21 protein-coding genes are annotated in these 22,672 nt (G+C 71.4%); 8 read left to right on the forward strand and 13 right to left on the reverse strand.

Annotated features, from left to right (window positions below):
* Nucleotides 1-40 precede the first annotated feature (40 nt).
* The 4 genes from AB0M70_RS25480 to AB0M70_RS25495 all read right to left on the reverse strand — a co-directional run bounded on the left by AB0M70_RS25480 (nt 41) and on the right by AB0M70_RS25495 (nt 4,860).
* A complete protein-coding gene (locus tag AB0M70_RS25480; protein ID WP_365823066.1) occupies nt 41-1,288 on the reverse strand; it encodes an MFS transporter in 1,248 nt (415 codons plus the stop codon).
* 106 nt (nt 1,289-1,394) lie between these two features.
* On the reverse strand, nt 1,395-2,417 hold the full coding sequence (locus tag AB0M70_RS25485) for an endonuclease/exonuclease/phosphatase family protein (protein WP_365823068.1): 1,023 nt from the start codon (nt 2,415-2,417) through the stop codon (nt 1,395-1,397).
* A gap of 173 nt (nt 2,418-2,590) precedes the next feature.
* Nucleotides 2,591-3,190 carry a TetR/AcrR family transcriptional regulator gene (locus AB0M70_RS25490; protein ID WP_365823070.1) on the reverse strand — a complete coding sequence of 200 codons (600 nt, stop codon included), beginning with the start codon at nt 3,188-3,190 and terminating at the stop codon, nt 2,591-2,593.
* A gap of 77 nt (nt 3,191-3,267) precedes the next feature.
* Nucleotides 3,268-4,860: an MFS transporter gene (locus AB0M70_RS25495; RefSeq protein WP_365823072.1), complete on the reverse strand. Its 1,593-nt coding sequence runs from the start codon at nt 4,858-4,860 to the stop codon at nt 3,268-3,270.
* Nucleotides 4,861-5,016: 156 nt separating this feature from the next.
* Here AB0M70_RS25495 and panB point away from each other — a divergent pair, with 156 nt between their 5' ends.
* The 3 genes from panB to AB0M70_RS25510 all read left to right on the forward strand — a co-directional run bounded on the left by panB (nt 5,017) and on the right by AB0M70_RS25510 (nt 7,902).
* Nucleotides 5,017-5,904, forward strand: a complete 888-nt coding sequence (panB, locus tag AB0M70_RS25500; protein WP_365823074.1) for a 3-methyl-2-oxobutanoate hydroxymethyltransferase — start codon at nt 5,017-5,019, stop codon at nt 5,902-5,904.
* Nucleotides 5,905-6,058: 154 nt separating this feature from the next.
* Nucleotides 6,059-7,078 (forward strand): ATP-binding cassette domain-containing protein, encoded by a 1,020-nt coding sequence (locus tag AB0M70_RS25505; protein WP_365823076.1) that lies wholly within the window; start codon nt 6,059-6,061, stop codon nt 7,076-7,078.
* Nucleotides 7,075-7,902, forward strand: a complete 828-nt coding sequence (locus tag AB0M70_RS25510) for an ABC transporter permease (RefSeq protein ID WP_363208388.1) — start codon at nt 7,075-7,077, stop codon at nt 7,900-7,902. Before AB0M70_RS25505 ends, AB0M70_RS25510 begins: the two co-directional genes overlap by 4 nt.
* Nucleotides 7,903-7,913: 11 nt before the next feature.
* Here the strand turns inward: AB0M70_RS25510 and AB0M70_RS25515 are convergent, their stop codons facing one another.
* Both AB0M70_RS25515 and AB0M70_RS25520 read right to left on the reverse strand, forming a co-directional pair.
* Complete coding sequence (locus AB0M70_RS25515; RefSeq protein WP_365823078.1) at nt 7,914-11,228, reverse strand: BTAD domain-containing putative transcriptional regulator; 3,315 nt, start codon at nt 11,226-11,228, stop codon at nt 7,914-7,916.
* 103 nt (nt 11,229-11,331) lie between these two features.
* A complete protein-coding gene (locus AB0M70_RS25520) occupies nt 11,332-11,691 on the reverse strand; it encodes a DUF6578 domain-containing protein (RefSeq protein ID WP_365823080.1) in 360 nt (119 codons plus the stop codon).
* Between the two features lie 109 nt (nt 11,692-11,800).
* Between AB0M70_RS25520 and AB0M70_RS25525 the strand changes: the two genes are divergently transcribed.
* Nucleotides 11,801-12,604 (forward strand): site-2 protease family protein, encoded by an 804-nt coding sequence (locus tag AB0M70_RS25525; protein ID WP_365823082.1) that lies wholly within the window; start codon nt 11,801-11,803, stop codon nt 12,602-12,604.
* On the opposite strand, the gene AB0M70_RS25530 is transcribed toward AB0M70_RS25525, so the two are convergent.
* The 3 genes from AB0M70_RS25530 to AB0M70_RS25540 are packed head-to-tail and all read right to left on the reverse strand — an operon-like array spanning nt 12,594 to nt 14,676.
* On the reverse strand, nt 12,594-12,845 hold the full coding sequence (locus AB0M70_RS25530; protein WP_365823084.1) for a hypothetical protein: 252 nt from the start codon (nt 12,843-12,845) through the stop codon (nt 12,594-12,596). The two genes, AB0M70_RS25525 and AB0M70_RS25530, sit on opposite strands and share 11 nt — an antisense overlap.
* 12 nt (nt 12,846-12,857) lie before the next feature.
* Complete coding sequence (gene npdG, locus AB0M70_RS25535; protein ID WP_365823086.1) at nt 12,858-13,562, reverse strand: NADPH-dependent F420 reductase; 705 nt, start codon at nt 13,560-13,562, stop codon at nt 12,858-12,860.
* Between the two features lie 37 nt (nt 13,563-13,599).
* Nucleotides 13,600-14,676: a sialidase family protein gene (locus AB0M70_RS25540; RefSeq protein WP_365823088.1), complete on the reverse strand. Its 1,077-nt coding sequence runs from the start codon at nt 14,674-14,676 to the stop codon at nt 13,600-13,602.
* Nucleotides 14,677-14,755: 79 nt separating this feature from the next.
* On the opposite strand from AB0M70_RS25540, the gene AB0M70_RS25545 reads away from it, so the two are divergent.
* Together AB0M70_RS25545 and AB0M70_RS25550 are read left to right on the forward strand one after the other, a co-directional pair.
* Nucleotides 14,756-15,370: a hypothetical protein gene (locus AB0M70_RS25545; RefSeq protein WP_365823090.1), complete on the forward strand. Its 615-nt coding sequence runs from the start codon at nt 14,756-14,758 to the stop codon at nt 15,368-15,370.
* A 50-nt stretch (nt 15,371-15,420) separates the two neighbouring features.
* Nucleotides 15,421-16,692: an MFS transporter gene (locus tag AB0M70_RS25550; protein ID WP_365823199.1), complete on the forward strand. Its 1,272-nt coding sequence runs from the start codon at nt 15,421-15,423 to the stop codon at nt 16,690-16,692.
* A gap of 40 nt (nt 16,693-16,732) precedes the next feature.
* Here the strand turns inward: AB0M70_RS25550 and AB0M70_RS25555 are convergent, their stop codons facing one another.
* Nucleotides 16,733-16,954, reverse strand: a complete 222-nt coding sequence (locus AB0M70_RS25555) for a hypothetical protein (RefSeq protein ID WP_365823092.1) — start codon at nt 16,952-16,954, stop codon at nt 16,733-16,735.
* 60 nt (nt 16,955-17,014) lie between these two features.
* Between AB0M70_RS25555 and map the strand changes: the two genes are divergently transcribed.
* The gene (map, locus tag AB0M70_RS25560; RefSeq protein WP_365823094.1) at nt 17,015-17,872 is read left to right on the forward strand and encodes a type I methionyl aminopeptidase; all 858 of its coding nucleotides are present in this window, start codon (nt 17,015-17,017) and stop codon (nt 17,870-17,872) included.
* A 162-nt stretch (nt 17,873-18,034) separates the two neighbouring features.
* Complete coding sequence (locus tag AB0M70_RS25565; protein WP_365823096.1) at nt 18,035-18,691, forward strand: biliverdin-producing heme oxygenase; 657 nt, start codon at nt 18,035-18,037, stop codon at nt 18,689-18,691.
* A 199-nt stretch (nt 18,692-18,890) separates the two neighbouring features.
* On the opposite strand, the gene AB0M70_RS25570 is transcribed toward AB0M70_RS25565, so the two are convergent.
* The 3 genes from AB0M70_RS25570 to AB0M70_RS25580 form a co-directional block, all read right to left on the reverse strand.
* Nucleotides 18,891-19,550, reverse strand: coding sequence for a PhzF family phenazine biosynthesis protein (locus AB0M70_RS25570; protein ID WP_365823098.1), 660 nt, complete (start codon nt 19,548-19,550; stop codon nt 18,891-18,893).
* 25 nt (nt 19,551-19,575) lie between these two features.
* Nucleotides 19,576-21,036, reverse strand: a complete 1,461-nt coding sequence (locus AB0M70_RS25575; protein ID WP_365823100.1) for an HtaA domain-containing protein — start codon at nt 21,034-21,036, stop codon at nt 19,576-19,578.
* Between the two features lie 84 nt (nt 21,037-21,120).
* Nucleotides 21,121-22,560, reverse strand: coding sequence for an HtaA domain-containing protein (locus tag AB0M70_RS25580; RefSeq protein ID WP_365823102.1), 1,440 nt, complete (start codon nt 22,558-22,560; stop codon nt 21,121-21,123).
* Between the last annotated feature and the right edge of the window lie 112 nt (nt 22,561-22,672).

Below are 22,672 nucleotides of genomic sequence, written 5' to 3' on the forward strand. Positions count from 1 at the left end.
GTCGCCCGCCGCCCGTCACCCGGGAACTGAGGGACCGGCCCTAGCGGCTGGCCCTCTCCCGCCGCGGCTCGCCCGAAGCCACCAGCCGCTCACCACCCGCCGCCGGCACAGACGCAGACCCAGGCACAGGCACAGACCCGGGCGACCGCAGGTCCACCACGTACGCCACGCCCGCCACCGCGAGGCCGAGGACCGCGAGGCCCGCGCCCACCACGGCCGGTGACGTCACGCCGAAGCCCGCGGCCAGTGCGAGGCCGCCGACCCAGGCACCTCCCGCGTTGGCGAGGTTGAACGCGGCCTGGTTGGCGGAGGAGGCCAGGGACGGGGCCGCCGACGCCTTCTCCATCACCATCAGCTGCAGGGGCGAGCCCGTCGTGAACGCCGCCATGCCGAGCAGCGTGACCGCGAGCGCCGCGCTCCACGCCGTCCCCATCAGGACGGGGAACAGGGCGAGGACCACGACGAGCGCCGTGAGGCCGCCGAAGAGCGTGCCCCGCAGGGAGTGGTCGGCGAGCCGGCCGCCGAGCAGGTTGCCCGCCGTAGCGCCGACACCGAACAGCGCCAGGAGCAACGTAACGCTGGATTCGGCGTAGCCCGCGGCGTCGGTGAGCATCGGCGTCACGTAGCTGTACGCGGAGAACAGCGCCCCGAAGCCCGCCACGGTCGTGCCGAGCGCGAGCCACACCGGAACGCTGCCGAGCGCCCGGATCTCCCCGCGCAGCCCGCCGCTCTCGCCGTGGCCGTGGTCGGCGGGGACGAGGAGGGCGAGCGCGGCGATGGCGGCGAGGCCGATCGCGCTGACCGCGAGGAACGTCGCGCGCCAGCCGAGCTGCTGGCCCATCGCCGTGGCGACGGGTACGCCCACGATGTTGGCGACGGTCAGGCCGAGGAACATGAGCGAGACGGAGCGCGCCTTGCGCTCGGGGGCCACCAGGCCGGTGGCGACCACCGCGCCGACGCCGAAGAACGCGCCGTGCGGCAGGCCGCTGAGGAAGCGGGCGGCCATCAGCCAGTGGTAGTCGGGGGCGGCGGCGGAGAGCGCGTTGCCCGTGACGAAGAGCACCATCAGGCCGATGAGGACCCGGCGGCGCGGCATGCGCGCGGTGACCGCGGCGAGCAGCGGGGCGCCGATGACGACACCGAGGGCGTACGCGGAGACCAGGTGTCCTGCGGTGGGGATGGATATGTGCAGGTCGTCCGCGACGTTGGGCAGCAGGCCCATCATCACGAACTCGGTCGTGCCGATGCCGAAGGCGCCCACGGCTAGGGCGAGCAGGGCCAGGGGCATGAAGAACCTTCCGGGGGAGCGCATGAGGGGGACGGGTGTTCCGTAAGTTTACGTACGGAACAAAGTCGCTCGGGCTCAGTATTCCGCAAGGTGAGCAGAGGTGAGGCTAGAGATCTAGCCGCGCCGCGATCGGCAGGTGGTCGCTGCCCGTCTCCGGCAGCGTCCACGACGACAGCGGCTCGACGCCCTTCACCATGATCTGGTCGATCCGCGCCATCGGGAACGACGCGGGCCAGCTGAAGCCGAAGCCGTCACCCGCCGCGCCCTGCGTGGAGCGCATCTGGGAGGTGACCGCGTTCAGGGCGCGGTCGTTCATCGTGCCGTTCAGGTCGCCGAGCAGCACGACCTTGGAGACCTGCTCGTCGGCGATCGCCTCGCCGAGCGCGTCCGCGCTGTCGTCACGCTGGTTGGCGGTGAAGCCCGCGTCCAGCTTGACCCGCACCGACGGCAGGTGGGCGACGTAGACGGCGACCTCGCCCTTGGGGCTGTTGACCGTCGTGCGCATGGCGCGCGTCCAGCCCAGCTTGATGTCGACGGGCTTGGTGCCGGTCAGGGGGTACTTGCTCCACAGGCCGACCGTGCCCTGCACCGAGTGGTACTTGTACGTGCCGGCCAGCGCCTTCTCGTACGTCGGGACGGCGTTCGCCGTGAGCTCCTCCAAGGCCACGACGTCGGCGCCGGAAGCGGCGACGTCACGGGCGGTGCCCGAGGGGTCGGCGTTCTCCGCGTTCACGTTGTGGGTGGCGACCGTCAGATCGCCGCCGGCGCCGGACTTGTCGCTGACCAGGCCGCCGAAGGAGCTGACCCAGATGACCGAGGGCAGCAGCACCGCGATCAGCGCGGTGGCGGACCTGCGCACGAAGCCGACGACGAGCAGCACCGGGATCAGGACGCCGAGCCAGGGCAGGAACGTCTCGATGAGGCTGCCGAGGTTGCCGACGCCGTTCGGGATCTGTGCGTGGAAGAGCATCACCAGGGCGAGCAGCACCGCGATCCCGGCCGTGACGAGCCCGCGCCGCCAGATGCCCCGGTCGCCGCGCCAGCCGTCGGCCAGGCGCCGGAACCGAGACCCCTGGCGGCCGGGTTCCGAGCCGCCGCTGCCTGTCTCCGTCACATACGCCTGCGCCATACGCTCGTCGCCTCACTGGTGCCGTGCAACCGTCCTCGCCCCTGAAACCCTAGGCGATGATCGGGTGTCCTCCCCGCCGTCCGTGACGGCCGTACGGGACGAGGACGAGCGGCGCGGCGCGGCGGGTTCCGCATCTCACCGCACAACGGGCCGCTGTGACGAAACGCGCACATTCACCCCGTGGGCCGCAGTCCCGCGAGCACGGTGTCCACGATCCGCTCGGCGAGGTCCTCCTCCAGCGGCGCGTCGGAACGCAGGACGGTGCGTACGAGCATGGGGCCGACGAAGAGATCGTTGGCGAGGACGATGTCGACGTCGGCGGGCAGTTCGCCGTTCTCCGCGCCCCGGCGCAGCACCCCGAGCATGACGCGGCGCTGGGGTTCGACGACGGTCGCGTGGTACGCCTCCCACAGCTTCGGCAGGCTCTTCATCTGCGCGAACACGTTGTGCAGCAGCGCGGAGGAGCGCATGTTCACGCCGCGCCTGCGCAGATGGTCGAGGAGGACGATGATGTCGCCGCGCATCGAGTCGCCCGTCAGTTCGGGCGGCGGGTCGTCGATGCCGCGCAGGATGTCGACGAAGAGTTCCTCCTTGCCGCTCCAGCGGCGGTAGATGGTCGCCTTGCCGACACCCGCCGTGCGCGCGATCCGCTCGATGGAGAGATCGGCCAGGGGCACGCCGTCCTCGATCAGCTTCAGGACGCCCTCGACGATCGACCGCTCCACGGCCTCGCTGCGGGGGCGCCCCCGGACGCCTTTGGCGATGTGGCCCACGTCAACTCCGTCTTCTCGTCGTCCGGCGCTCTGCCGTGGCGATTCTCCCCTGCTCCCCCTGCTCTCCCCCGCTCCGGTCAGCGCCCCGCGCCCACGGGGTCGGCTTCCGGACGCTCCGCCTCTGGCTCCTGGGGCGTGCGGCCCGGCAGGAACAGGGCGACGACCACGACGCCGATCAGGGCCACGCCCGCGCCGCAGAGTGCTGTGATGTGCATGGCGTGCAGGAAGGAGTCGTGGGCCGCCGTTACCAGGGGTTCACCGCGCGGGCCGAGCTTGGCGGCGACGCCGAGGGTGGCCTCGATGGACTCGCCCGCCGCGTGCCGCGCGTCGGCGGGCAGGAGCGTGAGCTTGTCCTCTACGCCGCTGCGGTAGGCCGCGGAGAGCACGGAGCCGAGCACCGCGATGCCGAGGGCGCCGCCGACCTGCCGGAAGGTGTTGCTCAGCGCGGAGGCGGAGCCCGCCTTCTCGCGGGGCAGCGCCTGCATGATGACGACGCTGGCGGGCGTCATGATGTGCGCCATGCCGGTGCCCATCAGGAAGAAGATGACCTCCAGGATCCAGATCGGCGTATCGGCCTCCAGGGCCGTGAAGGCGGCGAGCATCGCGGCCAGGAGCAGCAGCCCGCCCGAGCACACGGCGCGGACCCCGAAGCGGTCGACGACGAGACGGGCGCGCGGCGCGAAGATGAGCTGGGCCGCGGCGAGCGGCAGCATCAGCAGGCCGGTCTGCAGCGGTGAGTAGCCGCGCACGCTCTGCGTGTAGAAGACGGCGAAGAACGTCACGCCCATCAGCGCGAAGAAGACGAGCGCGAGGCTGCTGATCGCCGCCGAGAAGACACGGTTCCTGAAATACGAGATGTCGATGGACGGGTGGTCGCTGCGCTTCTCGTACAGCACGAAGCCGACGAGTACGGCGAGGCCCGCGACGACCGTGCCGATGACGGCGGGGTCGGTGAAGTCGGCGAGCTGGCCGCCCTTGATGATGCCGTAGACGAGCAGGACGAGGCCGACGACGGACAGGGCGACGCCCACCAGGTCGATCCGGCCCGGCTTCGGGTCGCGCGACTCGGGCACGAGCCAGATCATCAGCCCGATCGCGACGATCACGATCGGCACGTTCACCAGGAAGACCGAGCCCCACCAGAAGTGGTCGAGAAGGACGCCGCCGGTGATGGGCCCGATCGCGATGGCGAGGCCGACGCCGCCCGCCCAGATGCCGATGGCCTTGGGCTGCTCGTCACGCTCGAAGACGTTCATCAGGACGGCGAGGGTGGCGGGCATCACGAAGGCCGCGCCGAGACCCATCACCGCGCGGAACAGGATGAGTTGGACGGGTGAGCCGGACTCGGCGGCGAGCGCGGAGCCGATGCCGAAGACGGCGAGGCCCGCGAGCAGCACCTTCTTGCGGCCGAGCCGGTCGCCGAGCAGGCCCGCGGTGAAGAGGAGCCCCGCGAAGACCAGGGTGTAGGAGTTGATGGCCCACTCCAGGTCGCCCTGGGTGGCGCCCAGGCCCGTGGGCTCGGGGGTCGAGATCGTCTTGATGGCGACGTTCAGGATCGAGTTGTCGAGCACCACGATCAGCAGGCTCAGCATCAGGACGCCGAGGATCGCCCACCGACGCCGGTGGACGGCTTCCGGGATGCGGGGAGTGGAGACGGCGGGAGTAGTCATGGGTGCCAGCCTAGGCCCATTTCGATACGAGACCGTCTCGTATTGTAAAGACTTTACCGAAGGGTCCACTAGCCGCCGGGCGCCGGGCGATGCCACCATGGAGGTGATCCGGGGACGCCGTCAGGGCGCCTCGAGATAACAGAAGGAGCCGTTGCGATGACGCAACTTTCGGCTGCCCAGAACCAGCCCGCGGGCCCCGCCGGTCAGTCCACCGACAGCAGCAAGGCGCTGTACGGAGGCAAGAGCACCCGCCGCATCACCGTCCGGGACATCACCGCCGCCAAGGAGCGCGGCGAGAAGTGGCCCATGCTCACCGCGTACGACGCGATGACCGCGTCCGTCTTCGACGAGGCAGGCATCCCCGTGATGCTGGTCGGCGACTCGGCGGGCAACTGTCACCTCGGGTACGAGACGACCGTGCCGGTCACGCTCGACCAGATGGCCATGCTGTCCGCGGCCGTCGTACGGGGCACGTCGCGTGCCCTGATCGTCGGCGACCTGCCCTTCGGGTCCTACCAGGAGGGCCCGGTGCAGGCCCTTCGCTCGGCGACGCGCCTGGTGAAGGAGGCCGGGGTCGGTGCGGTGAAGCTGGAGGGCGGCGAGCGCTCGCTCCCCCAGACCGAGCTCATCGTCTCCTCCGGCATCCCCGTCATGTCCCACCTCGGCCTGACGCCGCAGTCCGTGAACACCATGGGCTACCGCGTCCAGGGCCGCGGCGACGAGGCGGCGCACCGCCTGCTGAGCGACGCGAAGGCCGCGCAGGACGCGGGCGCGTTCGCGGTCGTCCTGGAACTGGTCCCCGAGGAGCTGGCGGCCGAGGTCACCCGCTCCCTGCACATCCCGACGGTCGGGATCGGCGCGGGGGCCGCGTGCGACGCGCAGGTCCTCGTCTGGACGGACATGCTCGGCCTGACCGGCGGCAAGATGCCGCGCTTCGTGAAGCAGTACGCGGATCTGCGGGGCGTGATGACCGGCGCGGCCAAGGCGTTCGCGGAGGATGTGGTGGGCGGCACGTTCCCCGCCCCGGAACACGCGGTCCACTAGCACCGCAGGGCGGTTCTCCCCACCCCCAGACCACAGTGGCACCACCGGCAGCCCGTCGATTTCCCCCGTCGACGGGCTGTCCGTTTTCCCGGGTGCAGGCGTCCTGTCGGTGGCTTGTCGGTGAGTTGTCGGTGGCGGATGCCAACCTTGCGGCATGACGCGAATCGACAACATCCCCGGCGGCGCCGCAAGCGCCGTCACCGTGAGGGGACTGGTCAAGCACTACGGCGAGACCAAAGCACTGGACGGCGTGGACCTCGACGTACGCGAAGGCACCGTCCTCGGCGTGCTCGGCCCGAACGGCGCCGGCAAGACCACCCTCGTGCGCTGCCTCTCCACCCTCATCACCCCCGACGCGGGCACGGCCTACGTGGCCGGGTACGACGTCGCCAAGCAGCCCCGCCAGCTCCGCCGGGTCATAGGCCTCACCGGCCAGTACGCCTCCGTGGACGAGAAGCTCTCCGGGCGCGAGAACCTCTACATGATCGGCCGCCTCCTGGACCTCTCCCGCAAGGAGGCCAGGGCTAGGGCGGACGGCCTGCTCGAGCGGTTCTCGCTCACCGAGGCGGCGAACCGCCCGGCCAAGACGTACTCCGGCGGCATGCGCCGCCGCCTCGACCTCGCGGCGTCGATGATCGGCAGCCCTTCCGTCCTCTATCTGGACGAGCCGACCACCGGCCTCGACCCCCGCACCCGCAACGAGGTGTGGGCCGAGGTCAAGCGCATGGTCACCGAAGGCGTCACCGTGCTGCTCACCACGCAGTACATGGAGGAGGCCGAGCAGCTCGCCTCCGAGCTGACCGTCATCGACCGCGGCAAGGTCATCGCCAACGGCGGCATCGACGAGCTGAAGGCGAAGGTCGGCGGCCGCACCCTGCGCATCCGCCCGGCCGACCCGCTGGAGCTGCGCCCGCTGGCCGGCGCGCTCGACGACATGGGCCTGACCGGCCTCGCCACCTCCACCGTGGACATCGAGACCGGCACGGTCCTGGTGCCGATCCTCAGCGACGAGCAGCTCACCGCCGTGGTCGGCGCCGTCGCCGCGCGCGGCATCACGATCGGCTCGATCGGCACCGAACTGCCCAGCCTGGACGAGGTGTTCCTCTCCATCACCGGCCAGAAGGCCAGCGCCCCGCAGGACGCCCGCCCCGAACTCGAGGAGGTTGCCGCATGAGCAGCACCACTCTCGCGCCGCCCCTCCACCAGGGAGAGGCCGACGCCCGTATCGGTCTTCGCGACCACGTGCGGCACACCAGCGCGCTGGTCCGCCGCAATCTGCTGTGGATCCGCCAGGACCCGGAGTCGATGTTCGACGCGGTCCTGATGCCGATCGTCTTCACGCTCCTGTTCGTGTACGTCTTCGGCGGCTCCATCGGCCAGGCCCTCGGCGGCGGTCAGGACCAGTACGTGCAGTACGTGGTCCCGGGCATGATGGCGATGATGAGCATGAACATCGCGATGGCCGTCGGCACGGGCTTCAACCAGGACTTCCAGAACGGCATCATGGACCGTTTCCGCACCCTGCCGATCGGCCAGGGCTCGGTCCTCTTCGCCAAGATCGTGGTGGAGCTGATGCGTCTGCTCATCGCGACGACGATCATGATGATCGTCGGTGTCCTGGTCGGCTTCGACATCACCAACTGGGGCGGACTGCTCGCCGCCGTGGGCCTCTCCGCACTCTTCGGCACGTCCATCATGTGGATCTTCCTGGTCCTCGGCGTCTCCATGAAGAGCGCCCAGTCCGTGCAGGCGATGGGCTTTTTGGTCCTGATGCCGCTGCAGTTCGGTTCGTCGATCTTCGCGCCGACGCAGTCGATGCCGGGCTGGCTGCAGGGCTTCACCGACTACAACCCGCTGTCCTCGCTCGCGGACTCCGCGCGCGGCCTGATGGTCGGCGGCCCGGTCGCGCACGACGTCTGGGTCACGGTCGGCTGGTCGGCGGTGCTCACCCTGGCGATGGCGCCCATCGCGATCCACAAGTTCCGCACGAAGAACTGAGTGCGGGCGCGCTAGCCGATGTGGCTGTCACAGAGGGCGGCGGCCTCCTCCACGGAGAGGCTGCCGCCTTCCGCGTACGCGGCTTCGTACGCGGCATCGCCGAGCGCCCCGCGGGCCAGCTTCACGGCGGTGTCGCGGATGTCGCGCTCCGCGGCGGGCGCGAAGTGACCGGGCGGCAGCTCACGGTCGCCGACCGCGATCAGCCGGGCCGCGTCATGGGCGTACCGGCCGTCGTCGAGGGCGGCCAGGGCGCGGGCGGCGGTGGTGAGGTGCACGGACGTCATCTGCGGCGCCATCATCTTGACCAGCGGGTCGAGGGACTTGCCGAGCGCTTCGCGCGCCGTGGCAAGCCCCCGTGCGTGACGTCCGTCGACGGTGTCGAGCCAGGCCTCGGCGCCCAGCATGAACCCCTCGAAGATGACGAACTCGACGGCCTTGAACTCCTCTTTCAGCAGCCGGAGTTGTTCCCGCGCCGCCACGGTGCGGCCGGTGCGGGCGAGCAGGTCCACGAGGAAGAACCGGGCGGCGGGCAGCGACTCGCTGGAGTTCGCGGCGGCCTGACCGTCGTGCTCGAGGACCGACCAGAGCAGCTCCTCGCCCCGGGCCAGTTCACCGGCCTCCGCGAGCACCGCCCCGAGCCGTGCCGTGAGCACGCTCACCTGTGCGGGGGCACCGAGCCGCTCCGCGTGCCCGATGGCGGCCGCGAAGTCCTCGGCGGCCAGGGTGAAACGGCCGCGCCGCTCATGGGCCTCGCCGCGCGAGGAGAGCGCCTCGGCCATGCCCCACACATCGCCGAGCCGGGTGAAGATCTCCAGGGACTCGTCGGCGTCACGGTGTGCGTCGCCCGCCCGGTCGGCGCGGTTGGCGAGGACGTTGGCGCGCTGCTGCAAGGACGCGGCGAGCTCCCAGTCGTACCCGCGCTCGCGGCAGGTGGCGATGGTCGCGTCGATGATGACGTGCAGTCTGTCGATGTCACCGTCGAGCAGGACCGCGAAGAACCACAGGCTCCCCGGCGACCAGCAGGTCTGCGGAAGACCCGGCCGGTAGGCCTCCCTGATGCCCGCGAGCTTCTCCACGGCCTCCGGCGTGTGCCAGGACTCCAGGTTCATGTCCATGCAGGACAGCTGGATGAGGTGCACGCCGCGCCGCGCCTCCTGGAGCACTTCGGGGCGCATCGGCGGCGGGTTGTCCGTGCAGCGTTCGTAGAGGGGTTCCACCGGGGTGACCGGCCGCGTGAAGGGATCGGGGCCGAGGGCGACGACATCGCGGGACCAGTTGCGGATCTCGATGCGCAGGTCGCGGATCGTCCAGAACCAGGAGAGCGAGAGGACCAGGCAGAGCGCCTCCTGCTCGTCCCGGGCGGCCACGGCGTGCCGCAGGGCGGTCCGCAGGTTCTCGTACTCGACCTCCAGCCGTTCGACGGCCTCCCGCTGCCCGCCGCCCCGCAGACGCGACTCGGTCGTCCGGGCCAGCTCGCGGAAGTACACCAGGTGGGCCCGCTCGGCGGCGGCGCGGTCGCCTGCCTCGTCGAGCCGCTCCCCCGCGTACTCGCCCACGGTCTCCAGGAGCCGGTAGCGCATGACGCCCTGGGGCGAGGGGGCGGCGACGACGAGGGACTTGTCGACGAGCGAGCCGAGCACGTCGGCGACGTCGGCCGACTCGGCCCGGGTCCCGCACACCGCCTCGGCGGCGGCCAGGTCGCAGCCGCCCGCGAAGACGGAGAGGCGGCGCAGGACGGTGCGTTCGGGGTCGTCAAGGAGGTCCCAGGACCAGTCGACGACCGCGCGCAGGGTCTGCTGGCGGGGCAGGACCGTGCGGGCGCCGTTCGTCAGGAGGCGGAAACGGTCGTCGAGGCGGTCGGCGATCTGGCGCGGGGTGAGCATGCGCAGGCGGGCCGCGGCCAGTTCGATGGCCAGGGGCAGGCCGTCGAGGCGGTGGCAGATCTCCGCCGCCGCGGCCCGGTCGTCCTCGACGCGGAAGCCCGGTCGCGCCGCCGCGCCACGGTCCGCGAGCAGGCGCAGCGCGATCGGCTCCGGCAGGGGCTCCACGGGGCGCAGCAACTCGCCCGGTACGCCGAGGGGTTCACGGCTGGTGGCGAGGACCGTCAGGCCGGGGCAGTGCGCGAGGAGCCGGTCCGCGAGGCGGGCCGCGGCGTCGATGACGTGCTCGCAGTTGTCGAGGATGAGGAGCATGCGGCGCGAGGCGCAGTGTTCGGTGAGGCGGACGACGGGGTCGTCGCCGTGCCACTCCGAGACCGCCCGCAGCTCTTCGGCGCCCGCACCGCGCAGCACCGTCTCGCGGGCGCCGAGCGCGGTGAGGACCGCCTCGGGCACGGCGTCGGGGTCCTCGACCGGCGCGAGCTCGGCCAGCCATACACCGTCGGGCACCCCGTCGGCGTGGGCCTCGGCGGCCTCCTGCGAGAGCCGTGTCTTGCCGGCGCCGCCGGGCCCGAGCAGTGTGACGAGGCGGGCCCGCGCCAGATCGCTTCGGATGGCCTCGATGTCACCCTCGCGGCCGACGAAGGAGGTGAGCCTGGCCCGCAGGTTGCCCTGCGGTCTCTGGGACGGACGGGTCCGGGCCGCGGGCGCCCGCGGGGCGTCGGCCTGCAGCAACTCCTCGTACAGCGCACGGAGTTCGGGCCCGGGGTCGGCGCCGATGCGGTCCGCGATGAGCCGCCGTACGCCGTCGTACGCGGCGAGCGCCTGCGCCGGGCGGCCCGCGTCGCGCAGCGCTCGCAGCCGCAGGGCCTGGAGCGGCTCGTCGAGGGGGTGGTCGTCGCACAGGGCGGCCAGCTCGGGCAGCGCCTGCTCGGCCCGGCCGAGCGCGAGGGCAGCGGCCAGCCCGGCACGCCGGGCCTCGAGGCGGCGGGCCTCCCACCGGGCCGCCTCCGCCGTGCGGTCGGGCAGGTCGGCGAGCACGGAGCCCTGCCAGAGGGCCAGCGCATCGTCCAGGATCGCCGCCGCCTTGGCCGCGTCGCCGTCGGCGAGTGCGTCGGCGCCCTCGGCCGCGAGGCGGTCGAAGCGGTACAGGTCAATGTCGTCCGGGGCGGCGCACAGCTGATAGCCGCCGTCGGTGGAGACGACGGTCCCGGCCCCTACGGCCCGGCGCAGCCGGCCCACCAGGGCCTGCAGCGCGCCGGTCGCGTCGGCGGGCGGATCACCGTGCCACACCTCGTCGACGAGCACGGCCGCCGGGACGGCCCGGGGTGCGCGCAGGGCGAGGATCGTCAGGAGCGCGCGCAGCCGTGAGCCACCCACGGCGATCGGGGTGCCGTCGGTACGAAATGCCTGGGTGGTGCCGAGAATGCGGTAGCGCACGGGGTCCATTGTCTCTGGTGGGGATGCGGAGCGATGTTCAGGCGGGCAAGGCGAGGGCGGCTCACGTACGTCTCGTAGCCCGCCGAGCCGTGGCGGTGAGCGCGATCGGCGGTCAGGCGGTGGCCTCGGCGACCTCCAAGGAGACCAGCACCCCCACCTCCCTGCGGAAGCGCCCCTGCTCCCGGCTTCCGTCCACCGGGTCCGTGAACCACTTGGGGCACGTCTCCACCGGGCGGAGCCACCTCTCCCCCTCCACCGGCTCGTACACGTCCGCCCGCAGCGCGAAGCCCTGCGTCACGATCTGGATCGACCGCACCCGGCCCACCGTGTCAGGCCCGTACCTCCCGTGCCGTTCGACGGAGTAGAGCGAGGGTCCTCCCCCAAGCTGCCAGGACACCTCGTCCCCCACGGAGAACGGCTTCCCGCAGCACTCCATCTGCCAGTCGTCGTACATCACGTTCCACAGCGCCATCCCCCCACCCTCCCTGGAACCACCCACCCGGTGCGAGACGTTTTCGGCGTACGTCGGGGTACGGTCCCCCGTACGACACCCGGCCCGCCATCTTCAGGAGCCTCGCCCCATGACCACCGCTCCCACCCGGCCAAGCGACCGGCGCATCAGCCCCGTCTTCCTCGGGATCGCCGCCGTCACCGCGGTCTCCGGCTGGGCCGCGTGGACCGGGTTCGCGGACAACGCCGGGCTCGCGGTCTTCCTCTTCGTGACGGCGGCCTGGATCGTCTCGCTCTGTCTGCACGAGTACGCGCACGCGCGCACCGCCCTGCACAGCGGCGACATCTCCATCGGCGCGAAGGGCTATCTGACCCTCAATCCGCTGAAGTACACGCACGCACTGCTCAGCATCGTGCTTCCGGTGCTCTTCGTGATCATGGGCGGCATCGGCCTGCCCGGCGGCGCCGTCTTCATCGAGCGCGGCCGGATCCGGGGCAAGTGGAAGCACTCGCTGATCTCGGCCGCCGGACCGCTCACGAACGTGGCGTTCGCGGTCGTCTGCACCGCGCCCTTCTGGCTCGACGCGCTCTCCGGCGTCCCGGACACCTTCCGCTTCGCGCTCGCCTTCCTCGCGCTGCTCCAGGTGACGGCCGCGATCCTGAACTCGCTGCCCATCCCGGGCCTGGACGGCTACGGCGTCATCGAGCCCTGGCTCTCGCACAAGATCCGCCGCCAGGTGGAGCCGTTCGCGCCGTTCGGCCTGATCGCGGTCTTCGGCATCCTGTGGATCCCCGAGGTCAACGGCGCCTTCTTCGACGCGATCGACGCGATCCTGCGGGGCCTCGGGGTCAATGACCTGGAGACGTACTGCGGGCAGGACTTCTATCGCTTCTGGGACGGCGACCCGAGCCAGTACTGCACGCTCAACCCGTAGCGGCGCGCGCGTTCCGCTCGGCCTTGGCGCGGCGCAGGTAGTACCACGCCATGTTCGATGAGAGCCCGGCGAGCAGCACCCAGACGACGCCGATCCAGTAGCCCTGGACGAAGGAGACCACGGCCGCGACGACGGCGAGGGCGCAGACCGTGAGGGCGTAGAGAGCGAGGCGGGGCATGGGGGTCGGCTCCTGTTGGGGGTCGGTCCGTGTGGTTCGACGGTCGGTCCCAGTGTCCCCCATGCCCGCTACGCCCTAGACGTCGGTCACCCGCAGCCCCGCGTGGGCCTTGTAGCGCCGGTTCACGGAGATCAGGTTCGCCACCAGGGACTCGACCTGGTGGGCGTTGCGCAGCCGGCCCGCGAAGACGCCCCGCATGCCGGGGATGCGGGCGGCGAGCGCCTGCACGATGTCCGTGTCGGCGCGGACCTCGCCGAGGACCATCACGTCGGTGTCGATCTCCTCGACGGCCGGGTCCTGGAGCAGGACGGCCGAGAGGTGGTGGAAGGCGGCGGTGACCCGGGAGTCCGGCAGCAGGGCGGCGGCCTGCTCGGCGGCGCTGCCCTCCTCGGGCTTCAGGGCGTAGGCGCCCTTCTTGTCGAAGCCCAGCGGGTTCACGCAGTCGATGACGAGCTTGCCGCTCAGCTCCTCGCGCAGCGCCTCCAGGGTCTTGCCGTGCCCGTCCCACGGCACGGCGACGATCACGATGTCGCTGCGCCGCGCGCACTCCGCGTTCTCGGCGCCCTCGACGCCGAGACCCAGCTCGTCGGCCGCGGTCTGCGCCCGCTCGGCCGCGCGGGAGCCGATGATCACCTTCTGGCCCGCGCGGGCCAGGCGGTAGGCGAGGCCGCGGCCCTGGTCACCGGTGCCGCCGAGCACGCCGACGACGAGCCCGGAGACGTCGGGCAGCTCCCAGGGGTCCTTGGCCGGGGGCTTGTGCGCATTGTCGTTAGAGGTCATGCCGCCGACCTTACTCACCGGTTCGGCGCCGCCGCCGTCAGACCAGCGCGCCCACCGGTATCCGCCGGAAGGTGATGGTCTCGTACGCGCTGAAGTCTCCCGTCTCGTAGAGGAGTCCGACGGTCTCGTCGTCGACGCGGACCAGGTCGGAGTACGCGGCGGGCAGCCCGTCCACCGTGTACGCGTCCTGCCACGTGGTGCCCCCGTCGCGGCTGCGGCGCACCGTCATCAGGGCACGGAAGCCGGGGTCGGCGGGTCCGGAGAACAGCAGCACGTCCGGCGTACGCAGCTGCAGCACGCTGCATTCGACGACCGGACCGACGAGCCCGGCCTGCGGCCGGAAGGGCTTGACCAGGCTCTGCCCGCCGTCGAGGGAGTGGGCGTCGGCGCGGGTGCCGGGGGACGGGGAGTCGTTGCGGGTGTTGAGGTAGAGCCGCCCGTCGGGGAGTTCGGCGGCGGTGGTCTCGTTCACGTTCACGTAGCCGTTGGTGTTGTCGTCGACGTAGCCGATGCGCCAGGTCTGGCCGAGGTCGTCGCTGAGCAGGCAGTGGCCGCCGTTGTACTTGCCCTCGGTGCCGTTGTCGGTGCCGGTCGGGGGCAGGGAGTGGTTGGCGGGCACGACGACGCGCCCCGTACGGGTCTGCACGGCGTGGCCCGGCGTGGTCGCGTACCACCGCCAGTTCGCCTTCTTCACCTGCCCGGTGATCTCCCGGGGCACCGACCAGGTGAGCCCGTCGTCGTCGCTGTGCCGCACCCAGATCCGCCGTCCGTTCGCGGCGGAGACCTTGCCGCGCCGGATGGCGTCCTCGGTCGCGGCGGCGGCGTTGCGGACGTGCACGAGGAGGATCCGGCCGGAGTCCAGGACGACGGGGGCGGGGTTGCCCGCGAGGCCGGTGCCGTTCTGCGCGACGACCTGGAGGGGTCCCCAGGTGCGGCCGCCGTCGCTGGAGCGCTTCAGGACCACGTCGATGTTGCCGAAGTCCTCCTGCGAGCCGACCCTCCCCTCGCAGAAGGCCAGCACGGTGCCGGAGTTGCTGAGCACGACGGCGGGGATGCGGAAGCTCGCGTAGCCCTCGCGCCCGGCCCGGAAGGGAACAGTTGTCTCATCAGCCATCCCCGGTCCGTCCCCACCCCGGACGAATTCCCGGTGAACTCCGCCTGACGACTCGCCCGTTGCGGCAGGATGCGACCCCATGGACGCCGTACGGGTCGCGCTGCTGCGCGAAGTGCTCGCGGGAACCGAGTGGGTGGGCGCGACACGCCGCTTCGCGGGGACGCTGCGGTCCTCCGTGGTGCCGCACGGGGGCGGGCTGCTCCTGGTGGGCACGCAGGAGTACGAGCCGTGGCATCTGGCCGCCCACCTCGTGGACGAGGCGGCGTGGTCGGGGACGCCGGAACTGACGCCGACGCTCGTACGCCACCGGGTGCGCGAGGGTGATCCCGCGCATCTGTCGACCGGGCTCGGCCGGATCGAGGCGGCGCGGCGCGGCGAGACCCTCCTGGTGGTGGCGCCGGACACGCCCGCACCGCCCCCGGCGGCTGACCTCCTCGAGCGGGTCCACGACGCCCGCGCGGCGGGGGCGACGGTGCTGTCCCTGGGTTCGGGGCACGGCGATCTGCGGGCCATGGCGCACGAGGCCCTGGCGGTGCCGGAATCCCCCGACCTGGACCTGGACATGGTCCAGCACCTGGTGAGTGCGGCGGCGGGCGAGAACTCACTGCCCGCGGCGCACGGCCGCAGGCGCCTGCGCGACCGACTGTCCCGCCTGGCGGACCAGCTGACGGCGCCACCACCCGCTCGGTGGTGAGAGCGCCGCGGAATTCGGTTGCCTCACCCCATGAGCAGCACTGAACATGGCTGTTCGTGTCCCTTTCCTCGATATTGCCCGACCTCTCTCCCTGGCGTTCCACGCGTGACTTCCGGCTGCTCTGGGTGCAGGGGCTCGTCACGACCTTCGGCAGCTTCATGGCCCTGGTCGCGCTGCCGCTCCAGATCAAGGACCTCACGGACTCACCGCTCGCCGTCGGCGCGATGGGCGCGGTCGAGCTGGTCCCGCTGATCGTCTTCGGGCTGTACGGGGGCGCGCTGGCCGACGCGGTGGACCGGCGCCGGGTGATTCTCCTGACCGAGGCGGGGCTCGGCCTGCTGGCCGCGGTGCTCCTGGTGAACGCGCTGCTCCCGGAGCCGTTGCTGTGGCCGCTGTACGTGGTGGCGGCGGGCGTCTCGGCGCTCGCGGGTCTGCAACGCCCCGCGCTCGACTCCCTGATGGCCCGCATCGTGCCGCACGACCAGCTCACGGCGGCCGCCGCGCTCAACTCGCTGCGCTGGAACGTCGGCGCGATCGCGGCCCCCGCCCTGGCGGGCCTGGTCGTCGCCTACGCCGGGCACGCACCCGCGTACGCGGTGACGGTGCTCTCCTTCGCCGTCTCCGTGGCCCTGTGCGCGCGCATCGCGCCCGCGCCTCCCGCGCACGACGCGGAGAAGCCGTCCCTGCGGGGCCTGGCGGACGGCGCGCGGTACGCGTGGTCGCGGCCGGTGCTGCTCGGCACGTACGCCATCGACATGGCGGCGATGTTCTTCGCCTTCCCGAACACGATCTTCCCGTTCCTCGCCGAGGACCTCGACGCCGAGTGGTCGCTCGGCCTGATGTACGCGGCCGGGGCGGTCGGCTCGCTGCTTCTGAGCCTGACCAGCGGGTGGACGTCACGGGTGCGCCGACACGGGCTGCTCGTCGTGTTCGGGGCGGCGGGATGGGGACTCGCGATCACGGCCGCCGGATGGTTCGGCAACGTCTGGCTGGTCCTCGTGTGCCTGGCCCTGGCCGGCGCGGGCGACATGCTCAGCGGGCTCGGCCGCTCCACGATCTGGAACCAGACGATCCCGGACGAGCTGCGGGGCAGGCTCGCCGGCATCGAGGTGCTGTCCTACAGCGTGGGCCCGCAGCTCGGCCAGGTCCGCGCGGGGGCGGCCGCCGGCTGGACGGGCACCCGCAGCGCCATCTGGTCCGGCGGCCTCGCCTGCGTGGCCTCGGTCGCCGCCCTGACGGCGGTCCTGCCGAAGCTGCTGTCGTACGACGCGAGCACGGACGAGGACGCCGTCCGGCGCCGGGAGGTGTCCGCCACCCGGTAGCCGGCTGCGCCCCGATGGCCGACTGCGCCCCGGCGGCGGATCAGGCGCTGCCGGGGTTCTTGTCGTGCCACTTCGGGTCGGTCTCCCACTCCAGGTTCCGCTCGGCGGCGGTCTCCATCGCCCGCTGGGCCTCCTCGCGGGAGCCGTACGGCCCGAAGCGGTCCTTGCCCGGGCAGTCGGGCCCCTCCTCGACCTTCTTGTGCTCCAGGCAGTAGTACCACTCGCCCGGTTTACCGACGGTCCGCTTCTTGAACAGTGGCATGTGATCTGCTCCTCTCTCTCCAGCCATGCTGCCCCACCACCGCTGGTTAGACTCGCTGGCATGTCTGGCCAGTCACTGCTCGTCCCAGGGGAGCTCTCCCCCATCCGCCCCGTTCCGGGAAACATCAGGCGCCCGGAGTACGTGGGGAAACCCGCGCCCACCCCGTACACCGGGCCCGAGGTGCAGACCCCCGAGACCATCGAACTGATGCGCACCGCGGGCCGTATCGCCGCGCGCGCGATGGCCGAGGCCGCCAAGCACATCGCGCCCGGGGTGACCACCGATGAGCTGGACCGTGTCGCCCACGAGTACATGTGCGACCACGGCGCCTACCCCTCCACGCTCGGCTACCGCGGCTTCAAGAAGTCGCTGTGCACCTCGGTGAACGAGGTCATCTGCCACGGCATCCCGGACTCCACCGTCCTGAACGACGGCGACATCATCAACCTCGACGTGACCGCGTACATCGGCGGCGTGCACGGCGACAACAACGCCACCTACCTGGTCGGGGACGTCGACGAGGAGTCCACGCTCCTCGTGGAGCGGACCCGGGAGTCCCTCGACCGCGCCATCAAGGCGGTCAAACCCGGCCGCCAGATCAACATCATCGGCCGCGTCATCGAGTCGTACGCCAAGCGCTTCGGTTACGGCGTCGTCCGTGACTTCACCGGCCACGGCATCAACACGTCCTTCCACTCCGGCCTGATCGTCCCGCACTACGACAGCCCGCACGCCACGACCGTGATCAAGCCCGGCATGACGTTCACCATCGAGCCGATGCTGACCCTCGGCACGCACGAGTACGACATGTGGGAGGACGGCTGGACGGTCGTCACGAAGGACCGCAAGCGGACCGCGCAGTTCGAGCACACGCTCGTGGTGACGGACAGCGGGGCGGAGATCCTTACGCTTCCCTGAGCTCAGGGCGGGTAGCATTTTACCGACAGGACGTCGGGAACCAGTTGACTTAGGTAAGCCTAACTTGGATGATCGGTGGAGGTCACCGGTTCATCCGTTCTTCGTCACTGGTTCCTGCCTTTCTTCGGCGATCCTCGCTTTCCCCGGCTTCGGAGGTCCCTCATGGATCCGTTCTCGACGGTCATCCGCACCGCGTCGCACGAGCAGCACACGGAGGCGGAGACCTCGACGTTCATGAGCGACCTGCTCGGCGGCAGGCTCGGCGTCGACGCGTACGCGCGCTACACGGAGCAGCTGTGGTTCGTGTACCGCGCCCTGGAGGAGGGCGCCGCCGCGCTCAAGGACGACCCGGTCGCGGCACCGTTCATACAGCCCGAGCTGCTGCGGGTGGCGGAGCTGGAGCGGGACCTCGCGCATCTGCGGGGCGCGGGCTGGAAGACCTCGGCCGCGCCGCTGCCCGCCACGGCTGCGTACGCGGCGCGGGTCGCGGAGTGCGCCGAGGAGTGGCCCGGCGGCTATGTCGCCCACCACTACACCCGCTACCTCGGGGATCTCTCCGGTGGCCAGATCATCCGCGGCAAGGCGGAGCAGACGTGGGGCTTCGCCCGCAAGGGCGACGGCGTCCGCTTCTACGTCTTCGAGGGCATCTCGAACCCGGCCGCGTTCAAGCGGGGCTACCGGGAGCTGCTCGACGGTCTGGGCGAGGTGGTGCCGGACGAGTTGGAGCGGCAGCGGATCGTGGACGAGTGCAAGCGCGCTTTCGCTTTGAATACCGGGGTGTTCCGCGAGCTGGGGGCGGAGTTCCCGCTGTCGGCGTAGGGCGATCCCTGCGGGGCCTTCCCCAATCCCACCCCTTCCCGAAACCAAGGGGCTCCGCCACCTGGACCCCCGACAAGATGTCCTCAAACGCCGGACGGGCTGGATTTCCAGCCCGTCCGGCGTTTGAGGACAAGGCCCCCGCGCCGAGCGGGTTTTCGGGAAGGGGCGGGGTTGGGGAAAAGACCGCCGGAGGCAGACCTCAGCCCCCTGCCAACCGCACCCGTCCCCCCACCTCGATCACCCCGCCAGGGCCCGGCGCCGTAAGGATCTGCGAGCCACGCCCCTGCGTGATGTTCAACGCACGGCCCTGCTCGGCGCACAGGAGCAACGCCGCCGCCCCCGTAGCCTCGTCCTCCCGGATGCCGTCGTCCCGGCCGGGGAAGGCCCTGGCCCGGATCCGCCCCGCCGCCTCGTCCTCCCACGCCCACGCGTAGATCCACTCCCCCGGCGGGGGCACCGCCAGCGCGTCCACCTCGGCCGGGCTCCCGAAAGAACGCAGCGTCCGCCGCGGCGCCCACTCCGCCCGCGCAGCGATCCAGCTGAACTCCCCGTCCTGGCGGGCCCGAACGACCCCCGCGGGCGTGACGACCTCAGGGACGTCGAGGAGCCAGGACGTACCGACGCAGGGGTGCCCGGCGAAGGGCAGCCGTAGCGTGGGCGTGTAGATGTCGATGACCCCGCGCTCGGGGTCATCGACGAACACCGTCTCGCTGAAGCCCAGCTTCCCGGCGACCTCCTGCCGCTCACCCCGCCCCGGAACACGGGCCCCGTCACGCACGACACCGAGCTCATTGCCGTGCCGACCGTCGGGCCCGCAGAACACGCGGAGTACGTCAAGACCGTCAGGCAGTTGCGTCATTCCGGCATTCAAGCACCCCGGGGCATCAAGAGGCCCGGCGGCGAGCCACGTACACCGCCCCGGCGCCCGCGGCGGCGATCGCCCCGGCCGCTCCGAGCAGCGCACCCGTCGGCACCGACGAACCGGTGGACGCCAGCGAGCCCCCCGTACCGCCGCCGACCGTGCCGCCGCCACCGCCGAGGTCGGACGAACCCCCGCCCGTGGAACCGGAGTCGGTCGAACCGCCCGTCGAGCCGCCGCTGCCGCCCGGCAGTTCGGCGCCCTCGGCGACGGAGAGCGCCACCGTCACGGGGTCGATCGCGTCGCCCTCCTTGTAGCTGGACGGCGCGTCCTCGCTCGCGAACTGCTTCGCGCCCGCCGCGGTGAAGGCCGCGGGCACCTTGTCGAGGACGACGACGTCGTCCTTCGCCGCGTACGACGCCTTGGAGAGGTCGAGCGTCGCGAACTTCACGTCGTCGGCGGTGCCCTTGGGCGTGGTGACATCCACGCTCAACGTGCCCTTGGCGCCGTCCGCCGCGATCTTGATGTCGCTGAACTTCATGTCGATGCCGTGCGCCTTGTACGCGAAGCGGACGGCGCCGCCGAAGGACGCGTTCAGCTTCTTCGCGCCGCTGTCCACGTCACCGTCGGCGTACGGGAAGTCGTAGCCGTTGTCGTTCTTCTCGGCTCCGCCGGAGAGCGTGGCGCCGCCGCCGGACTCGATGTAGCGGCGGAAGCTCTCCTTGACGCCCCAGGCGAGCGTGCCGTCGTGGACCTCGCCCGCCTCCTTCGTGGGCGCGGGCTTCGAGGTGGACGAGGTGGGAGCGGGGGCGGGCGAGGACGTCGTCGTGCCGGACGGCGTGGGAGTGGCCGTCGGCTTCGGCGTCGAGGTCGGCTTGTCCGTGGGCGTCGGGGTGGGCGTCGGCGTCGGCGTGCCCGTCGGAGGCGTCTTCTGCGCGACCGTCAGCGGGTCGCCGTCCGCGCCCGTGTACCGGCCACCGCCGCCGAGCGCCGCGTCCGCCTCCTTGGTCAGCTTGGTCTTCATGTCGGTCATGGTGCGTGTGACGGTGACGTCGGCGAGGGGCACGTCGTCCTGGGGCGTACCGCCGTCTCTGGTGACGTCAGCGGTGATCTTCGCCTTCGCGCTGTCGAAGCGGACGTCCGCGAGCTTGACGTCGAAGCCGTGCAGCTTGGAGGTGAAGTTGACGCTGCCCTTGAAGGCCAGGTCCACGGTGTGCTTCTCGGAATCGTAGGATCCCGCTCCGTCGACGAAGCTCAACGGCCCGTTGCCCGTGGCCTGTTCGGCACCGTCGGCGACCGTGATCTTCCCCGCCGCCATGCCGGTGACGTAGCTGCGGTAGCTCTCCTTGACGCCCCACGTCAGCCGGTAGTCCTTCAGCGGCACTTCGGCCGCGGACACGGGGGCGGCCGCGAGGACGGTGGCGCCGAGCGCCACGGCGGTGCCGGCTGCTGCGGCGAGGGCTATCGGGCGGCGAATGGCTGCCATGGTCAGTGATCTCCTTGTTGAGATGAGGCGTGGTGAAGTGAGGCGCCGGGCAGGGCGGTAGGCATGCCCGGCAGGTCGGTGAGGTCAGGTCCGGTCGGCGCCGCGCCGTTTGCGCAGGACCCCGAACGTGACCGCGGCGGCGAGCAGCACCGCCACGCCCGCGCCGACGCCGATCGGCAGGGCAGGCGAGGAGGAGTCGGACGAGTCGGCGGCGTTCTCGGTCTTCGGTCCGGCGGCCTTCTTCGGCTGCGGGGACGGGCTCGCGGACGAGCCGAGGTCCGGCAGCGCGGGCAGCTTCGCGTCGGCGTCGAGAGCCACGGCGAGGGAGAGCGGGTCCATCGCGGAGCCCGCCTTGTACATGCCGCCGAAGGCCTTGGAGCCGTCGGCGGTGAGCTTCGACGGCACCTCGGTCAGGGAGACGAGCCCGTCCTTCGGCTTCAGCCCCTTGGCCGCGAAGGTGATCAGCGGGGCCTTCTTGAGCGTGACGCCCTTCCCGCCCCCGTCACCCTTGCTCTCGACGTTCGCGAAAAGAGTGCCCTTGCCGTCCTTCACCTTCACGGCGACCTTGCTCAGCGCTAGGTCGAGGCCGTGCTCACCGGTGAAGCGCACGGTGCCGGCGAAGTCGGCGTCCAGGGTCTGCTTCTTCTTGTCGTACGTCCCCTCGCCCTCGGGGAAGCGGAAGAGCGCGCCGCCGTCCTGGGCTCCCGCGGACAGTTTCCATTCGCCCTGGGCGATGGAGCCGGTGACGTACTCGCGGAAGGTGCGGCGCACGCCCCAGTCGACGGCGGCGTCTTCGATCCGGCCCGCCTTCGTCTCCTTCTTCCCGGCCTCCGAGGACTTCGCGGGCTTCGGCGCGGGCTTCTTCGACTGCTTGCCGGAGCCGGACGGCTTCGCCGCGAGATCGGTCGAGAGGCTCACCCGGTCGAGCTCGGTGCCCGCCGTGTAGTAGCCGGCGAAGGCCTTGGCGCCCTGGGAAGTGAGTGTCGCGGGGAGGTTGTTGAGGGCGATCGGTCCCGAGCCGCCCTTCATGTTGACGCCGGACATGCCGAGGGACGCGAGCGGCACCTGGGCGTTGGTCGTGACCTTGCCCGTGCCCTTCTCCTTGCTGACCATGTCGGCGTAGAGCGTGCCGGAGCCGCCGGAGATCTTGACGGTGGGGCGGCTGATGGTCAGGTCGAGCTCGTACGAGCCGCCCTTCTTGTGCCCCAGGAAGTGGACTCCTCCGGAGAATCCGGCGCTGAAGGCCCCGGTGTCCGGGTCGTACGAGCCCTTCGCCGAGTGGAAGCGGAACTGGCTGCCGCCGACGGTGGCCGCGCCGCCCTGGAGGGTCGAACTCCCCTGGGCGATCGGTCCGGTGACGTAGCTCTGGAACGAGGATTTGATGCCCCAGTCGAGCCGTCCGCCCTGGACCGTGCGGTCCTCGGCGTGTGCGGCGGCCGTGGGAAGCAGTGCTCCGACGAGTGCGGTGAGCACGGCCACGGCTCCGGCGCGGGCGGTGGCTCGCGCCTGTCCTGACGACGACATGGGACCCCTCCGGGTGTAGCTAATGAGGTAAGGCTAACCTAAACTACGATCACTTCGGCTGGAACCCCCATCCCGGCCACCCCGCCCCACAAGCCCCACGGCGGGCCCTGGC

Source organism: Streptomyces sp. NPDC051214 (assembly GCF_040682375.1).
In the GTDB taxonomy this organism is placed as follows: Bacteria; Actinomycetota; Actinomycetes; order Streptomycetales; family Streptomycetaceae; genus Streptomyces.

Excerpts from the sequence above, each read along its gene's own strand:
- AB0M70_RS25480 (WP_365823066.1), bottom strand. The coding sequence starts at position 1,288 with ATGCCCCTGGCCCTGCTCGCCCTAGCCGTGGGCGCCTTCGGCATCGGC.
- AB0M70_RS25485 (WP_365823068.1), bottom strand. The coding sequence starts at position 2,417 with ATGGCGCAGGCGTATGTGACGGAGACAGGCAGCGGCGGCTCGGAACCC.
- AB0M70_RS25495 (WP_365823072.1), bottom strand. The coding sequence starts at position 4,860 with ATGACTACTCCCGCCGTCTCCACTCCCCGCATCCCGGAAGCCGTCCAC.
- panB (WP_365823074.1), top strand. The coding sequence starts at position 5,017 with ATGACGCAACTTTCGGCTGCCCAGAACCAGCCCGCGGGCCCCGCCGGT.
- AB0M70_RS25505 (WP_365823076.1), top strand. The coding sequence starts at position 6,059 with ATGACGCGAATCGACAACATCCCCGGCGGCGCCGCAAGCGCCGTCACC.
- AB0M70_RS25510 (WP_363208388.1), top strand. The coding sequence starts at position 7,075 with ATGAGCAGCACCACTCTCGCGCCGCCCCTCCACCAGGGAGAGGCCGAC.
- AB0M70_RS25515 (WP_365823078.1), bottom strand. The coding sequence starts at position 11,228 with ATGGACCCCGTGCGCTACCGCATTCTCGGCACCACCCAGGCATTTCGT.
- AB0M70_RS25520 (WP_365823080.1), bottom strand. The coding sequence starts at position 11,691 with ATGGCGCTGTGGAACGTGATGTACGACGACTGGCAGATGGAGTGCTGC.
- AB0M70_RS25525 (WP_365823082.1), top strand. The coding sequence starts at position 11,801 with ATGACCACCGCTCCCACCCGGCCAAGCGACCGGCGCATCAGCCCCGTC.
- AB0M70_RS25530 (WP_365823084.1), bottom strand. The coding sequence starts at position 12,845 with ATGGGGGACACTGGGACCGACCGTCGAACCACACGGACCGACCCCCAA.
- npdG (WP_365823086.1), bottom strand. The coding sequence starts at position 13,562 with ATGACCTCTAACGACAATGCGCACAAGCCCCCGGCCAAGGACCCCTGG.
- AB0M70_RS25540 (WP_365823088.1), bottom strand. The coding sequence starts at position 14,676 with ATGGCTGATGAGACAACTGTTCCCTTCCGGGCCGGGCGCGAGGGCTAC.
- AB0M70_RS25545 (WP_365823090.1), top strand. The coding sequence starts at position 14,756 with ATGGACGCCGTACGGGTCGCGCTGCTGCGCGAAGTGCTCGCGGGAACC.
- AB0M70_RS25555 (WP_365823092.1), bottom strand. The coding sequence starts at position 16,954 with ATGCCACTGTTCAAGAAGCGGACCGTCGGTAAACCGGGCGAGTGGTAC.
- map (WP_365823094.1), top strand. The coding sequence starts at position 17,015 with ATGTCTGGCCAGTCACTGCTCGTCCCAGGGGAGCTCTCCCCCATCCGC.
- AB0M70_RS25565 (WP_365823096.1), top strand. The coding sequence starts at position 18,035 with ATGGATCCGTTCTCGACGGTCATCCGCACCGCGTCGCACGAGCAGCAC.
- AB0M70_RS25570 (WP_365823098.1), bottom strand. The coding sequence starts at position 19,550 with ATGACGCAACTGCCTGACGGTCTTGACGTACTCCGCGTGTTCTGCGGG.
- AB0M70_RS25575 (WP_365823100.1), bottom strand. The coding sequence starts at position 21,036 with ATGGCAGCCATTCGCCGCCCGATAGCCCTCGCCGCAGCAGCCGGCACC.
- AB0M70_RS25580 (WP_365823102.1), bottom strand. The coding sequence starts at position 22,560 with ATGTCGTCGTCAGGACAGGCGCGAGCCACCGCCCGCGCCGGAGCCGTG.